The sequence below is a fragment of the Syntrophomonas erecta subsp. sporosyntropha genome, assembly GCF_055395365.1.
In genome coordinates this window covers 92,805-108,888 of the sequence record NZ_AP042459.1, presented here as the reverse complement: position 1 = coordinate 108,888, position 16,084 = coordinate 92,805, and the positions used below count along the sequence as shown (strand labels likewise).

The following is a 16,084-nucleotide window of genomic DNA, read 5'->3' as shown; positions in this document are numbered from 1 at the left end:
AGCTTCCTGCATTACTAAAGGTACTCCGATTGGTTTTGTTTGCCCTCATTTAAAACCAATCCAAGAAGCAATGGTAAAAAAATTAGGAGAGGGCATAAATATTATTGAATATACCCACTAAAATAAAGGATGTGAATTATAGGATCTTATGATTTATCTCGACTATAATGCTACAACACCAATAGACCGGGATGTAGCCGAGGCAATGATTCCTTATATTTATGGTAATTATGGTAATCCTTCTAGCAGTCATGAATTAGGCGCTATTACTAAAAGTGCGGTTGAATATGCTCGAGGTCAGGTTGCCTATCTTTTAAACTGCTCGCCGGAAGAAATAATTTTCACCAGTGGGGGAAGTGAGTCAAACAATACTGTTATAAAGGGAGTTGCCTTTACTTATAAAAATAAGGGTAATCATATTATCACTTCGCAAATCGAACATCCTGCTGTTATTAACCCCTGTAATTACTTAAAAAAACAGGGTTATGAGATAAGCTATTTGCCAGTTGATAAATATGGCATAGTAAACATCGCTGAACTAGAAAAAAGAATAACTGATAGAACTATCTTGGTTACAATTATGCATTCTAATAATGAAACAGGTACCTTGCAGCCTATAGATAAGATAGCGGAAATCTGCCGGATACGTAATGTTTTATTGCATACAGATGCATCACAATCTGTAGGTAAGGTGCCTATTGATGTTAAAGAATTAGGGGTTGATTTTTTAACGGTTGCGGGACATAAACTGTACGCACCCAAAGGTATTGGTGCTTTGTATATAAAAAAAGGATTAAAAATCGAACCCTTAGTACATGGGGCTGGACATGAATGCGGACAGCGCGCGGGAACAGAAAATATCATTTTTGATGTTGCACTTGGTAAAGCGTGTGCAATAGCCAAACAGGCTTTAAAAAATGATGATGTTAAACATTTAACAGAATATTTTTATAAAAAACTTAAAGGGAAATTGGGTGAAAAAGTGCAATTAAACGGACACCCAGAAAAAAGGCTTCCTAATACATTAAACGTCAGTTTTATAGGCTTAAATGGACATGAAGTTTTGCATAATTTGAGGGATGTAGCTGCTTCAACTGGTTCTGCCTGCCATGCAGGATTAACCTCAATTTCCCCGGTTTTGCAGGCTATGGGAGTTTCAGATGAAGTGGGACGGGGTGCTATTCGTTTTAGTCTGGGCAGATACACCACTAAAGAGGAGATCGATACGGTACTAGAAAACTTATATAAAGTTGTAGTTGATTAATTAGAAAGGAACAGAAGAATCGTTGCTCTATTTTCAACTAATAGTTATGATTGCCTGTTCCACCGATATTAGCGGGGGTTTAAGCTTAATGGCTGAAAATAGAAAAAGAGAAAAGGGGAGGCAGGGGGATAGTTGTTTCCAGAAGGATGGCTCTTACTAGTTGTGTACCCCTGCCTCACGATACTTTTCGGTTAGGCTTCTCCAGAATCAGCATTTATTTCAGCTAATACCCGCTTGGAATGATCCGAAACTTCCTTGATAGACCAGAGATTGAGGAAGGCAGTATAGCCCCAAAACATTGACGTTCCCTGGTTAGGGGCTTTAAATGACAACCACACGCAGCCTAAACCTACAGCCAGAAATATTACTGTGGATGGCCAGCGGCCAAAATACTGGTGGAAATTAACTACCAGGATATGGTACAGTGCTATAGTTGCTATTACGTAAATTCCAAAAAAAAGCCCATAAAGCATTTAAAAATAATCCCTCCGCTGATCATTCTACTTAAAACTGAAAATTTAAGAGCCATCTACTTGATGGGTACGTAAATTAGTTTAACCGTATCAGTATGGAAATGTCTACTTAATAGTAACGTTAAGTTGCTCATTAGTTTACTTATAACCTATTTTAATGCAATAAATACAAAATAAAATTTTTATCCTGTGCTGGGGTGCTGTGAAAAATTGTCTGCCCTATAACTGGTTAACATGCTTAAGTAGCAGGAGAGTAAAGGACGCGAATAAAGTGTCAGCTAAGGGATACTTGCTGCGAGGTGCTTGTCTTAAGTTGGCAGTTTGATATAAGGGAGGTTTTTATTTATGGCTATTGTAGAAGTAACCATTATTCCTATCGGAACAAAATCAACTAGTGTAAGCAGTTATGTTGCTAATTGTGAAAAGGTCTTAGAGAATGAAAAACGAATAAAATCGCAATTAACACCGATGGGTACCGTTTTAGAGGGAGATATCGAGGTGCTTTTTGAGGTAGTTAGAAGGCTGCATGAAGTTCCTTTCCAGCATGGTGCCATGCGAGTTTCAACTACCATAAGAATTGACGACCGGAGGGACAAAACTGCCTCAATGGACCAAAAGCTAAAATCGGTGCAAGAAAAGATGGGCCAATAGCTATGGTTGATTACAGAACTTAGGAATAATATAATCTCTGAAGGAATACTTAGTTAAAATAATCAGGTTAGTTAACAGGTACACTAGATTCAGGTATTAGTGTCTAGCTAAATAAGGGCCAGCTCCATTAAGTTGTAATTATTTTTATCCTATTTGGATGCATTATTGTTATTGGCTATGTAAACAATAGGCTAAAAAGAGGAGGCAACACTTTGAATTCCCAGGAATTATTACAGGAAGTAATGCAGCATATGGGGTATGTAGATCATCTGTTGGCGGATTTGGCCAGCCGGAGTGAATTTCAAAACAAACGGCATAATTACCTGGATTACCAGACGCAGATCCAGCAGATAAGGGATCAATTAGGTAACGATTTGGATAATATTGATGATTACGAGAATTTTACTACGGTGTTGGATAAAATGTAGCTGATTAGCTTAGAAACACTCTCATGTAAATGGGAGAGAAACAATATACTGGATTTAGAAGTAGTCACTTTTCCTACCTTATATCCACTTAATCTTTAAATATGCCTATGAATTAGGCCCATCAGCAACGGAACAAGTAACTAAAACCATGGCAGCTTTATTTAGTTCGCCTGTAAAAATAAACGGACTGACCCCCTAATATTGTACAAAAACTCTTAATGTCTGGCTGATACTTAGAATTTGAAAATTTATATAAACTGGCTTTGCCAGGATCATTATTATACCCTTACAGACTGGATTTTTAAGGATTTCTGCTGTAACAGGTGGTACGCTTCATTTGGAGTATGATATTTCAAACTGGAATGAATCCGCACTGCGTTGTAGTCTTTTATGAATTGGCTTACCGTATCGTAAGCTTCGGCATAACTTTGGAATTCATGCTTGCTCAGACATTCTCCTTCTAGGATGGCATTGAAAGATTCAATGTGAGCATTTTTATTGGGTGTACGACAAGGAATACGCTCATGTTCAACGCCGAATTTAATACAGCTTTCATCAAAATGATGACTGATAAACTGTGGCCCATTGTCACTTCGGATGACTAAATCATCGGTTCCATATACCTGACGTTTAAACATGGCTGCCTGTACAGTACGTGCAGCATCCTGAGCATTACAGTTTAGGCCGATGTGGTAATCCACAATAACCCGATCAAACACGTCTATGATAGGCAGAATATAAAAGAAACGGTTTTCTCCAGTAATATAGCCGTATTTGAGATCGATTTCCCACAGACGATTTGAAGAAGTAATTTCATGGTTCCGTGCCAGTCGTCTGGGATGCTTTGCTTTAAGTTTACGCTGCGGTTTCAATATATCCAGTTCTTTACACAAACGATATACTTTCTTTTTATTGATGATAAGCTGGTATTTCCGTCTGAGCGCCCAGGTTAATTTGTGGTAACCATAGTATTCTCCTTCAGCGAAGATGAGTTCACAAAGCCATTCTTTAACCTGTTCATTGCTTACAAATCTGCCATCGTTAGTGCAGGTACTTGCAGTTGTCGGGTGGCCGCCTCTGTGATTAAGTGCAGAAACTGGATGCTTCAAATGGTAATAGTATGTTGAGCGGCTAAGCCCGACCAATCGCAATACAAGGGTTTTATGATATCCTCTTGATATCCATTTGCTGGATATATCTACTTTATCTTGAATTGTGGGTTCGTTTTTTTTACAAGATCCTTAAGAATGGCTATTTCAAGGTCTTTTTCGCCCAGCAACTTTTTAAGTTTCTCGTTTTCAGATTCCAATGCTTTAGCGCTTTGATTATATGGTCCGATTCTAACAGGGATTGGTCCTATTCCAATACTATTGTGATTCTTATGTTCTCTAACCCAACGACTGACCATGTTGGCAGATAAATCATTCTTCCGGGCCACAATAGCGGCATTGCCAACTTCCAGAGATTCTTTAACAATCTGATCTTTAAATTCTTGTGAGTACCTTTTACGTTGCATATTGCCCCCTCCTGTTTTAAAAGGTACCAGATTAAGATACTTTGTCCAAGTCGGTTAGGGGGCTAAAGAGTAAAAGGTTAAAGGTGTTTATCACTAAACCAGAGGTTAAAACGAATTTTCTTTCTTAATAACCTTCGATTATACTAAGGGCACAGGTTTTAATTATGATCATTAAAAAAGTTATTCGGACCTATTTGTAAGGAGGAATTTTAATGGCAGAAAAACGGGCTGTGCTAGTGGAAATTATCCACGGTACCCAGGTCGCAACCGGGGGTTGCAGCTGCTGTAGTGGTGGTTGTGATGCTGCTGATAGTTGCGGACCAACTATTGACCATAAGGAAATGACCAACCATCTAGCCGATATCTTAAAAGAGAGCTTTGGTAATCAGGTTGAAGTTAAATATGTTGATGCTGATAAAGAAGGTCTGGATAATTACCCTATTATGCAAAAAGTGCTACAGATGGGCTATCCCTATCCGATTACCTTGATTAATGGACAACCACGCTATGCGGGTGCTTTGATGTTTCCGGAAATAAAAACCAGCGTAGAAGAGGAATTGGCTAAAGGGAGTAATTAATCGTACAAAATAAGGCAAATAATAAGGTCCGGGAGCTAAACCTCCCGGATTAGTATTTTCTGTATCTATTCTAACCTGATGGTAAAGTGCAAAAACCATGATGGGGAATGTAAAACTTTGCAAGATGGCCGCAGCCTAACTTGCTGGAAATGAAGGCCGGGGGTCGAAATAGAAAAGTCTTTAGGTATTAGAGATTTTACTATAGATTTTTAGTTTTTTGTGTAAAAAGCTGTATAATATATAAACACGAGGTGATATAAGGAAATGAACCAGGATCAATACAATCCGTCTGGTTATCATATTTTGACTTACGGTTGTCAGATGAATGTTAGGGATTCAGAAATTATGGCTGGACTTCTTGAAGGGATGGGGTACCTGCCGGTAGAACGTCCGGAGGAAGCCAGTATTATATTGTTCAATACGTGTAGTGTACGTCACTCCGCTGAGAATAAGGTTTATGGCAAACTAGGTGAAATTAGTGTTCTTAAGAGAAAAAACCCCCATGTAATGATTGCCTTTGGGGGGTGTATGGCCCAGTTACCTGAAGTACAGAAAAGGTTAAAAAGAATGGGGGTTGATATTGTCTTTGGAACCCATAATATTCACGAACTTCCGGCTTTGATCGAGGAGGTACGGGACAAACGCCATTCCGTTTTTAGGGTGTGGGATCAGGAGGGGATGGTGGTGGAGAACCTTCCTTCCAGCCGCAAAGCCGGTTTAAGTGCCTTTGTGAATATTATGTATGGTTGTAATAACTTTTGTAGTTACTGTATTGTACCCTATACTCGTGGCCGGGAACGTAGCCGGCTCCCAGCTGATATAATTAATGAAATAAAAAAACTAGCTGATCAGGGTTATCAGGAGGTAACTCTGCTAGGTCAGAATGTGAATTCTTACGGTTTGGGTCTGGATGAAAAGGTTGATTTTGCCGATCTTTTGTTAAAGACGGCTGAGGTAGAAGGGATTAAAAGGGTACGTTTTACTACTTCCCATCCTAAAGATATGTCAGATAAATTGATTGATACCATCGCTGCCCATTCTAAAATATGTGAGCATGTACATGTTCCTTTGCAGGCGGGGAGTAACCAGGTACTTAAAAGGATGAACCGCCGCTATACTCGTGAACATTACTTGGAATTGGCGCAGAAAATGCGGGAAAGAATTCCTGGAGTTGCTATTACCAGTGATCTGATTGTTGGTTTTCCAGGTGAGACTGAAGCGGACTTTATGGATACCCTGGATATGGTGCAAAAGGTCCGCTTTGATGCTGCTTTTACCTTTATGTATTCGGTACGCCGGGGTACTCGTGCGGCCGAGTTCGAGGACCAGCTACCATTAGAGGTTAAAAAGTCCCGGCTAGCCCGTTTAAATTTAGTGCAGTATAGAATTGCCCGGGAAATTAATGAATCTTTAGTAGGATCAATTGAAGAAGTGCTGGTCGAGGGTCCCAGCAAAACTAATCGAGAAAAATTAACTTCACGGACTCGAACTAACCGAATTATTATTTTTTCTGGCCCGGAGGAGTTAATCGGTAAGCTGATTAATGTTAGAATAACAGAAGGTAAAACTTTTTCCTTGTTCGGGGAACTAATTAACTAAATATACAGTTGGGAGGATTTAATATTGACTACAGAAGAGATAATCAAACTGGCATTTGATCTGGGTAACGCATTGGCTGATTCTGATGAGGTTACTACTCTTAAGGTTTTGCAATCTAAGGTTACATCCGATCGGACAGCTTATGATTTGATAATGCGTTACCAGGAGGCCAAATCCAAATTAGAGAATAAATATAATGATGGACTGTTGGTAACTAAAGCGGAAGAGGATCATATCAATATTTTGGAGCAGCAGTTAAATGCCAATGCTGCTATCCAGGAGTTGATGATTGCTCAGGAGAAATTTGATAACCTGATGCAGGCGGTCTATTTCGCTATGAATCAGGCTATTTCCGGTGGCTGCAGCTCTGGCTGTGATTCTTGTGGCGGAAGCTGCCACCAGTAAAATGATGCGGCCTTTAAAAGTGCAAATAAAGAAAGACTTAGCTAGCTAAGTCTTTCTTTATTGGGGAGGTTTGTATTTATTGTCCCAGCATACCCCGATGGTGCAACAGTATTTGGATATAAAAAAAGAGTATCAGGATGCCCTGCTATTTTTCCGTTTAGGTGATTTTTATGAAATGTTTTTTGATGATGCTGAAATTGCGGCCCGGGAACTAGAAATAGTACTTACGGCCCGGGATGGAGGAAAAGCAGGCCGTATACCAATGTGTGGAGTACCCCATCATTCAGCCAGCAATTATATCGCCCGGCTAATTAACCGTGGTTATCGAGTGGCCATCTGTGAACAGGTGGAAGATCCTAAACAGGCCCGAGGGCTAGTTCGCCGGGAAGTAGTCAGGGTCATTACTCCGGGAACGGTCATGGAGGATATCATGCTGGATGCAGGTAGTAATAATTATCTGACCAGCCTGGCAGAAACTAATGAGATTATTGGACTGGCCAGTATCGATGTATCTACTGGTGAATTTATAGTAACCGAAATAGGGGGAAAAGATGTCTGGCAGCTGGTAGAAAATGAACTGCAACGATTAAATCCGGCTGAGTGTTTGCTACCCGATACGGATAGGACCTTATGGCAAAATGAAACTAGGCTTGCAACTGGCCCTATGGTTACTTCTGTTGACAGCAATCTGACCGTGGAACAGGCCCAGAAAATCTTGTGCCGGCAGTTTTCAGTTCTAACTCTGGAGGGATTTGGTCTCAAGGATTATCAGGCTGGCTTAATTGCCGCAGCTCAGATTCTATTATTCCTGGATGAAACCCAGAAAGTCTCTTTATACCATATTCGCACTCTAAAACCTTATCAGATCGACCAATATTTGGAGCTGGATTTGGCCAGCCGTCGCAATCTGGAACTTACGGCTACTATCCGGGATGGAAAAAGGGAAGGGTCCCTACTGGCAGTCTTAGATTCCTGTTGCACAGCTATGGGTCGAAGGAAATTAAAAGAGTGGATTGAGCTTCCCTTACGAGATGTAGAGGAGATAAATAAGAGACTAGATGCGGTGGAGGAATTAAAAAACAGTTTTGAATTACGGGGGAGAATAAGGTCTTTACTGGAGAATGTATATGACCTGGAACGCCTGGCTGGGAAAATTGGCAATCAGATTGCTAATCCTAGAGACCTTTTAGTTCTTAAAGCTTCTCTGGAATCCCTTATACCTATAAAAGAAGTTCTATCCGTTTGTACAAGCAATTTCTTACAAGAGATTGCCCAGTTGGATCCTATGCATGATGTACAGGAACTAATTGACCAGGCCATCGATGATAACGCATCAGCCAGCCTGTTAGAGGGCAATATAATTAAGCGAGGCTATCATAGTGAAATTGATGAACTAAAGGATATTTCTCACCGCGGTTCTAATTGGCTGGTGGGATTTGAGAGCCAGGAGAAAGAGCGTACTGGCATTAAGCATCTCAAAGTAGGATACAATAAGGTCTTTGGTTATTATATTGAAGTGAGTAAATCCAACCTGCCCCTGGTCCCTGAAGATTATATCCGCAAGCAAACCCTGGTAAATACCGAGCGGTTTATTAGTGAGGAATTAAAACAATATGAAGAAAAAATCTTAGGAGCCCGGGAGCGACTTTTCAACCTGGAATATCAGGAGTTTTTGAAGATCCGGGAAGAGCTTAGCCAGGCACTGATGCGTTTACAGGATACTGCCTTTAAGGTAGCCATTCTGGATGTAGCTGGTTCACTGGCTGAAACTGCTTTTTTAAATGATTATGTAAGACCGATTGTTGATGACGGGTATTTAATCGCGGTAAAAAATGGACGCCACCCGGTAGTAGAAAAACATTTGCAAGAAACCCGCTTTATTCCCAATGATATTAAACTTGATCAAGACCATCGTTTTGCCATTATCACCGGACCTAATATGGGGGGGAAAAGCACCTACATGCGCCAGGTGGCATTAATTACCCTTATGGCCCAGATAGGCAGCCTGGTACCTGCCGAAAGTGCTCATATCGGGGTAGTCGATAAGATTTTTACCCGGGTAGGGGCCTCAGATGATCTAGCCTCTGGGCAGAGTACCTTTATGGTAGAAATGGTCGAAGTGGCTAATATTTTGAATAATGCTACCCGTAATAGTCTGGTAATACTAGATGAGATCGGAAGAGGTACCAGCACCTATGATGGTCTCAGTTTGGCCCAGGCCGTAGCGGAATATATATATACCCATATTAGAGCAAAAACCTTGTTTGCAACTCATTATCATGAACTTACCAGCTTAGCGGAACAACTGGACGGAATAGTAAATTTATGTGTATCGGTTAATGATACCGGGGAATCAGTAGTATTTTTGAAAAAGGTCTTGCCGGGTAAAGCTGATAAAAGCTACGGGTTACATGTGGCAGAGCTGGCAGGAATAACCAGGCCGGTTATTGTCCGGGCCCAGGAAATCCTAGTACAGTTAGAGAAGGATAATGGTCAGAAGCGAAAAGCTCCTGAAGTATGTCAGTTAGAATTATTTCCGGAAAAGCGGCATCCCCTGCTGGATGAACTGGAAAATCTTGAACTGGATGGGATGACTCCCCGGGAAGCGCTAAAGGTGCTTTATGAGTGGAAGGATCGGTTGAATGATTAGATGCCTTTTTTAAGGAGGTGTGGGCATGTTAATCGGAATAGATGTTGGCGGTACCTATACGGATGGAGTTGTGTTTGCCGGCAAGAATATTGTGGCTACTGCCAAAAAGCCTACTAATAATGATCACCTGGAAGCAAGTCTTTTAGGAGTCCTGGACCAACTTCTGGCCGATATGAGTAGTAGTGACCAGGTAACCCGGGTAGTTTTAAGTACTACCTTGGTGACTAATCTGATTGCCACTGGACGTACTGAACCTACTGCACTGATAATTATGCCTGGTTACGGGCTTCCCTATAGTTCATATGAGATTTCCAGCCATACTTATTTTATTAAAGGGGCCATTGATTTTCGCGGTCGAGAGATTGACCATCCTGATGATAAAGAAATAAAGGCCACTGTAGCCCGGATATATGATAAAGGCATACGGCGGGTGGCCATTGCCGGAAAATTTTCTAATCGTAATCCGGCTCATGAGAATAGGGTTGCTGGTATTATAAAGAAAACTTATCCTGATTTACAGGTAGTGATGAGTTGTAATCTTTCCAGCCGTTTAAACTTTCCCCGGCGAGCAGCTACTGCTTATTTTACCGCAATGATTCAACCGGAATGGCAAATATTTGCTGAAAAAATGGCCCAATCTGTTAAAGAACGTCTTCCCGGATGTGAACTGCATTTTCTTAAGGCTGATGGTGGTACTATGCCATTAGAATCGTCTTTAGCCTCTCCCTGTGAAACAGTATTTTCTGGACCGGCTGCCAGTACCATGGGAGCCGTAGCTTTGATCGGAGATAACCAAAATGCGGTGGTGGTCGACATAGGTGGAACTACCTCGGATCTTTCATTGATCGTAGGAGGGCAGCCCCTGTATGCTTCCCATGGGGCTAGATTAGAAGGACATTACACCCATATTGATGCCTTTTCCGTGAAATCGATACCCCTGGGTGGTGACAGCGCCCTGCTTAATCAACAAGGGAAGATGGTCATCGCCTCTTATCGCCTAGGGCCGGCGGTATGTTTCGGGGGTTCCTACCCAACTGTTACTGATGCTTATAATTATTCTCTCCAGCTTAAAGTAGGGGATTTTCAGCGCTCAGAAGAAAAACTAAAGGAATTGGCCCGCGGGCTGAAAATGGATGTGACTGAGATGTGTCAGCGGGTGGTAACCCAGGTAAACCATCGTCTGACCCAGGCAGTTCAGGAGATGTTTACGGAATGGGAAAATGAACCGGCTTATCGGGTCTGGGAAGTAGTCAACCGGACTAAATTTAGGTTGGACCAGGTTATCGGTATAGGTGCGGCTGCTCCGGCTATTATTCCTGGGCTAGCCCAGGAATTGGAAGTGGACGGTTTCATTCACCGTTATGCGCCGGTAGCAAACGCCTTGGGAGCGGCCTTGGTCAGACCTACTCTGGCAGTATATTTGCATATTGATACCCAACAGGGCATATGCTCTCTGGAACCAGGAGGGGTAACCCAGTCCCTCCATAACCCACGTAAGTTTCAATTGGAAGAGGCTCGCAAGCTAGCCCTTGATTATCTTAATAAGCTAGGGGCAGGCCGGGGTATGAATGATTACCTGTCTGATTACTCCTTTTTTCAGGAAGAACAGTTTAACCTGGTCCGTGGTTGGGATCGGGTAGGGAAGATATTTGATGTTGGGGTGCAAATTGCACCTGGTTTTATTAAAGAGTACCAGGGGGTGAGTATATGAAACCGACCGGAGTATTATTTTTCCCGGCTTTCGACTGGGCCATTTCCCCTACCCATCCAGAGAGAGAAGAACGACTTCTTTATACCAGAGATCAGATTTTTGAGGAAGGGATCATGGATCTCCCGCAGGTTAAGGAATACCTGCCTCGACTGGCTACTCCTCTGGATATTTCCCGGGCACATTTTTTAGTTCCTGACCTTCCCTCCCAGATAATCGAAGCACATTTAGTGGCGGCTGGTTCGGGTCTGGTCATTGCTGATGCCTTTATGAATGACGAAATAAAAAATGGATTTGCCATTATACGGCCCCCGGGGCATCATGCCATGACGGTCAGTCACGGTAACCGCGGCTTTTGCAATATTAATAATGAAGCGATAATGATTGAGTACTTACGGTCTAAATATGGTATTAAAAAAGTAGCCATTGTGGACACCGATGTACATCATGGTGACGGAACCCAGGAAATTTACTATCATGACCCGGATGTACTATTTATATCTTTTCACCAGGATGGTCGGACTCTTTACCCTGGTACCGGATTTACAGATGAATTGGGTGGTCCTCTGGCTTATGGTAGCAATATCAATATTCCTCTTATGCCGCGTACTACCGATAGGGGAATTCTTTACGTTCTGGAAAATCTGGTAATGCCCATAATGGAGGAATTTAGACCTGATCTGATTGTTAATTCGGCTGGTCAGGATAATCACTACACTGATCCTTTAGCTGATATGCGCTTTACGGCCCAGGGTTATGCCCGCTTAAATGAAATGCTGGCCCCGGATATCGCCGTTCTCGAGGGGGGCTATTCGGTTGAAACGGCTCTTCCCTATATTAATATGGGTATTATGATGGCCATGGCGGGGATTGATTACAGTAATTTACGGGAACCGGATTTTTATCCGGAAAAGCTGCGGGAATCCAGCAGTAACCTGGAATACATCCAGACAATTGTGGAGAAGCAGCTTAAGGCTTTTCGGAGCCGGGAAGAAGTCATAGAAAAGAACCGTCGTACCGGAGATGCTTTTTTTAGCGAATATAAAAACATCTTTTATGATACTGACTATATTCACGAGGAACAGGCGGTGCAAGTACGTAACTGCCCTAAATGCAGCGGATTTCGCATGATTAATTCCAGTGCCCAGCAGCGTAATGGCATACCTTACCGGGTATTTTGTATTAATATTCCGGTGAATACATGTTCTGCTTGCCATAATTATGGACAAAGTATCTACCAGGAAATGATAAAAAATGGCAATTATGATCTGGTCTATCTTCAGGACCGGGTTAATGATCAGTTCCGGGCCTATGATATAAAGATTGAGGCGGAGACTATACTACCATGAGTATTCATCTTTTAGATGATCATCTGATAAATAAAATTGCTGCCGGTGAAGTTATCGAACGACCAGCATCAGTTGTCAAGGAATTGCTGGATAATGCTATCGATGCTGGTGCAACATCTATCGGAGTAAGTATTGTCGGTGGCGGTATTAAACGTATTATTGTAGAGGATAACGGAGCCGGCATGAGTCATGCCGACCTTTCACTGGCATTTTTGCGGCATGCTACCAGTAAAATTGAAAATGAAGCTGATTTATTTCGTATTAATACAATGGGGTTTCGTGGAGAAGCCTTGCCCAGCATAGCGGCGGTAGCCCGGGTAGAGGTTTATACAGCTCGCCAGCAGGAAGGATTTTATGCCTGTATCGAAAAAGGTCAGGTAAGTACAATAGAACCGTATGCCTGGCCCGCCGGAACCCGTATGGTAATAAATGAATTATTTTATAATACCCCGGCCCGGCGCAAGTTTTTAAAATCACCGGTTAGTGAAGGTAATGCCATTTATGAAATGGTATGTCGTTATGTACTAGCCCGCCCGGATATTTCTTTTACTTATCAAAATGATAAGAAAACCTTTTTTAAATCACCCGGCAATGGTTTATGGCGTGAAACCGTAGCAGCTCTTTATGGAGCAGATTACAGTGAGCGTTTGCTGGGTATAAATTACCAGGGGGATAACTATAGTGTATCTGGACTGGTATCCTCACCTGATTTTACCCGAGGTAATCGTAAGAATCAGTTTTTCTTTGTAAATCGTCGCCCGATTCGTAGTCCTATGTTGTTTAAAGCTATAGATACTGCTTATAAAGGACTGCTTGTTTCCCGTGAGTATCCGGTGGTGATTTTAAGTTTAGAAATACCTATGCATCTGGTGGATGTAAATGTTCATCCCCAAAAGACAGAAGTTCGCTTTAGTGATGAATCAGCTATTTTTAGCATGGTATCTAAAATAGTGCGCCAAAAAATTTGGGTACAGGACCAGCAGGCAGTTTTTAAAAATGTGGTTAATAACGAAAAACCTAGCTCACCGGTATTTTCCGGTCGTCCCGGTTATAAGCATCAGACCCTGGACCAATTTGGTTTCCCGCCCCAACAGGTTGCGGAAGCTCAGTTTAATATGGCCTTGCCTTATGTAGACCAGGAGCGAGAGGTTGTAGAAGATGGTTACCGTATTATAGGGCAGGTGATGGATACCTATATTCTGCTGGAAAAGGGTAATGATCTATGGATTGTGGACCAGCATGCTGCTCATGAAAGAATATTATATGAGGGGATAAAACGGAACAATAGCAGGGGGGAACCTGGCCAACAACTTATCATGCCTATACCAATAGAGTTAGCCACCCCGCAAATGGATCTTTTGGAGCTTAACCAACCTTTACTACAACAGTTGGGATTTGATTTACAGGTAATCGGCAATAATACTATGTTGTTAAGAGCTGGGCCTGCTTCCATGCGGGGATGTGAAGTAGATATTATATTTGATATCCTAGATCTATTGGAGAATGGAAAAGATATTGATTTGCATAATGCGGCCTGTATAAGTATGGCCTGCCGTAAAGCTGTGAAGGCTGGCGACCGTTTAACCGGGCGGGAAATGGGTACAATTATTGATACACTCTATTCACTGGAAATGTATCGTACCTGCCCCCATGGTCGTCCCACTATGATCAAACTGGAGCGACGTGATCTTGATCGCATGTTTAAACGTTAGAAAAGCACAGGGATATAATATATGAATATAATTATAACCACCAGTCATTCTATGCAAGGACATCCATATCTGACCGGATTTATAAAGGATAGTGGTCTGACCTTTATTCCCCGGCAGGGAAAGGGACTAACTACACTAAAAAAAGAAAACGGAGCCGATGGGGTAGTGGTATGGAAGCCGTCTGGTCCCGTATTATATCTAAATAATGAGGAATTTTTCTTTCATCCTAATATGGCTAAAACCAGGATCGGTAATATTCGCAAGCTGGGTGGGGGTGATCCCCTGATTAAAGCAGGTGACCTTAAACCGGGTGATAAGTTTTTAGACTGTACCCTGGGCCTGGGAGCAGATGCCATAGTGGCTGCCTACTTTACAGGAATGGGGGTCACTGGGCTAGAATCGTCCCGTTTAGTAGCGGCAATGGTGCGCTGGGGCATGAAAATGTACCAGTCGGGAGTGGGATGGTTAGATGAACCTATTCATCGCATCCAGGTTATTCATACTGACCACCATGATTACCTGGAAAAAATAACCAATAAATCATATGATGTAGTCTATTTTGATCCAATGTTCAGACATCCGGTATTTAAAAGTCAGGCCTTAAGCCCATTGCGCCTTTTAGCCAATCCACAACCTTTAAATAGGTCTACTCTGGAAGCGGCCCGCCGGGTAGCCAGAAAAAGGGTAGTTATCAAAGAAACTATTGATAGCGGAGAATTTCAGCGCTTGCAGGTGGATGATATTGTTTTAAAAGCCCACTACCGGATTGCTTATGGAATTATTTTTGTTTGAGGTGAAGCTTTTGTTAAATGTGGCAGCCATAGTAGGGCCAACCGCAGTAGGTAAAACCAGCCTGGCCATAAAAGTGGCCCGCAAAATCCAGGGTGAAATACTTTCCTGTGATTCTATGCAGGTATACAAAAAAATGGATATCGGAACCGCCAAAGCTACTCCCATCGAAAGGCAAGAAGTAGCTCACCACCTTATTGATGTTGTTGATATAAATAATCCCTATAGTGTAGCTGATTACCAGTGCCAGGCCCAACAGCTGATTTGGGATTTGAATCAGGTAGGGAAATTACCCATTTTAGTAGGTGGAACGGGGCTTTATTACCAGGCGGTAGTTGATCAATATCAGTTTTTTCCTATGGTTTCACAGCAGAAGGTACGCCGCTATTGGCAAGAAAGGGTAAAGTACCAGGGATTAGAGAAGGTTTATAAACACCTGGAGTCAGTTGATCCTGGATATGCTGCTAAAATCAGTTCCCATGACGAAAAAAGAATTATTCGGGCTCTGGAGGTGTATGAACTGACCGGTAAACCTTTTTCCAGTCAGCAGAAGCGTCAGGTTGATAGATATAATCTGGTGGCAGTCGGACTGTACCTGGAAAGAGAGCAGCTCTATGACCGCATTAATCGTCGGGTGGATCTAATGCTGGAACAAGGGTTAATTGATGAAGTAAAAGGGCTCTGGAAGCAGGGATATGATCTGCGTTACAATGCCATGCAGGCACTAGGTTATAAACAGGTACTATTCTACCTAGAGGGATTTGTAACCTTTCAGGATATGGTGGAGGAGATTAAGCGGGAAACGAGACGTTATGCTAAACGTCAATATACCTGGTTTAAGAGGGATAAACGCATAGTTTGGATTGATGTGGGCCGCTACTCAGAAGATGAGATGGTAGAAAAAATTTACACCCGTTGGGAAGGACAATTATATGCAGTGTAGAATGAACTATTAAGGTAGA

The 16,084-nt window shown here is 42.2% G+C and carries 15 protein-coding genes; 12 read left to right on the top strand and 3 right to left on the bottom strand.

Annotated features, from left to right (window positions below):
- The first annotated feature begins 148 nt into the window (after positions 1 to 148).
- On the top strand, positions 149 to 1,264 hold the full coding sequence (locus tag ACZ5Q0_RS00540; protein ID WP_446820064.1) for a cysteine desulfurase family protein: 1,116 nt from the start codon (positions 149 to 151) through the stop codon (positions 1,262 to 1,264).
- Positions 1,265 to 1,455: 191 nt separating this feature from the next.
- Here the strand turns inward: ACZ5Q0_RS00540 and ACZ5Q0_RS00535 are convergent, their stop codons facing one another.
- Positions 1,456 to 1,737, bottom strand: coding sequence for a DUF4491 family protein (locus tag ACZ5Q0_RS00535; protein WP_446820065.1), 282 nt, complete (start codon positions 1,735 to 1,737; stop codon positions 1,456 to 1,458).
- Positions 1,738 to 2,082: 345 nt separating this feature from the next.
- Between ACZ5Q0_RS00535 and ACZ5Q0_RS00530 the strand changes: the two genes are divergently transcribed.
- Positions 2,083 to 2,388, top strand: coding sequence for an MTH1187 family thiamine-binding protein (locus ACZ5Q0_RS00530; protein WP_446820067.1), 306 nt, complete (start codon positions 2,083 to 2,085; stop codon positions 2,386 to 2,388).
- Positions 2,389 to 2,600: 212 nt separating this feature from the next.
- Complete coding sequence (locus ACZ5Q0_RS00525) at positions 2,601 to 2,816, top strand: hypothetical protein (protein ID WP_446820068.1); 216 nt, start codon at positions 2,601 to 2,603, stop codon at positions 2,814 to 2,816.
- Positions 2,817 to 3,094: 278 nt separating this feature from the next.
- Here ACZ5Q0_RS00525 and ACZ5Q0_RS00520 read toward each other — a convergent pair whose 3' ends face one another.
- The gene (locus ACZ5Q0_RS00520; RefSeq protein WP_464827279.1) at positions 3,095 to 3,961 is read right to left on the bottom strand and encodes an IS3 family transposase; all 867 of its coding nucleotides are present in this window, start codon (positions 3,959 to 3,961) and stop codon (positions 3,095 to 3,097) included.
- A 53-nt stretch (positions 3,962 to 4,014) separates the two neighbouring features.
- Complete coding sequence (locus ACZ5Q0_RS00515) at positions 4,015 to 4,332, bottom strand: transposase (RefSeq protein WP_447182485.1); 318 nt, start codon at positions 4,330 to 4,332, stop codon at positions 4,015 to 4,017.
- 212 nt (positions 4,333 to 4,544) lie between these two features.
- Here ACZ5Q0_RS00515 and ACZ5Q0_RS00510 point away from each other — a divergent pair, with 212 nt between their 5' ends.
- From ACZ5Q0_RS00510 to miaA, 9 genes are all read left to right on the top strand, one after another.
- Positions 4,545 to 4,910 carry a hypothetical protein gene (locus tag ACZ5Q0_RS00510; RefSeq protein ID WP_446820069.1) on the top strand — a complete coding sequence of 122 codons (366 nt, stop codon included), beginning with the start codon at positions 4,545 to 4,547 and terminating at the stop codon, positions 4,908 to 4,910.
- A gap of 264 nt (positions 4,911 to 5,174) precedes the next feature.
- Entirely contained in the window at positions 5,175 to 6,509 is a 1,335-nt protein-coding gene (miaB, locus tag ACZ5Q0_RS00505) for a tRNA (N6-isopentenyl adenosine(37)-C2)-methylthiotransferase MiaB (protein WP_446820070.1), read from the top strand.
- A gap of 24 nt (positions 6,510 to 6,533) precedes the next feature.
- Positions 6,534 to 6,914 carry a YlbF/YmcA family competence regulator gene (locus ACZ5Q0_RS00500; RefSeq protein ID WP_446820072.1) on the top strand — a complete coding sequence of 127 codons (381 nt, stop codon included), beginning with the start codon at positions 6,534 to 6,536 and terminating at the stop codon, positions 6,912 to 6,914.
- A 79-nt stretch (positions 6,915 to 6,993) separates the two neighbouring features.
- Complete coding sequence (gene mutS, locus ACZ5Q0_RS00495) at positions 6,994 to 9,564, top strand: DNA mismatch repair protein MutS (protein ID WP_446820074.1); 2,571 nt, start codon at positions 6,994 to 6,996, stop codon at positions 9,562 to 9,564.
- A gap of 25 nt (positions 9,565 to 9,589) precedes the next feature.
- Positions 9,590 to 11,275: a hydantoinase/oxoprolinase family protein gene (locus ACZ5Q0_RS00490; RefSeq protein ID WP_446820075.1), complete on the top strand. Its 1,686-nt coding sequence runs from the start codon at positions 9,590 to 9,592 to the stop codon at positions 11,273 to 11,275.
- Complete coding sequence (locus ACZ5Q0_RS00485; RefSeq protein ID WP_446820077.1) at positions 11,272 to 12,621, top strand: histone deacetylase family protein; 1,350 nt, start codon at positions 11,272 to 11,274, stop codon at positions 12,619 to 12,621. Before ACZ5Q0_RS00490 ends, ACZ5Q0_RS00485 begins: the two co-directional genes overlap by 4 nt.
- Positions 12,618 to 14,333: a DNA mismatch repair endonuclease MutL gene (gene mutL / locus ACZ5Q0_RS00480; protein ID WP_446820078.1), complete on the top strand. Its 1,716-nt coding sequence runs from the start codon at positions 12,618 to 12,620 to the stop codon at positions 14,331 to 14,333. The genes ACZ5Q0_RS00485 and mutL overlap by 4 nt, the downstream gene beginning before the upstream one ends.
- A 21-nt stretch (positions 14,334 to 14,354) precedes the next feature.
- On the top strand, positions 14,355 to 15,125 hold the full coding sequence (locus ACZ5Q0_RS00475) for a class I SAM-dependent methyltransferase (protein WP_446820080.1): 771 nt from the start codon (positions 14,355 to 14,357) through the stop codon (positions 15,123 to 15,125).
- Positions 15,106 to 16,065, top strand: a complete 960-nt coding sequence (gene miaA, locus ACZ5Q0_RS00470; RefSeq protein ID WP_464827185.1) for a tRNA (adenosine(37)-N6)-dimethylallyltransferase MiaA — start codon at positions 15,106 to 15,108, stop codon at positions 16,063 to 16,065. Before ACZ5Q0_RS00475 ends, miaA begins: the two co-directional genes overlap by 20 nt.
- Positions 16,066 to 16,084 lie beyond the last annotated feature (19 nt).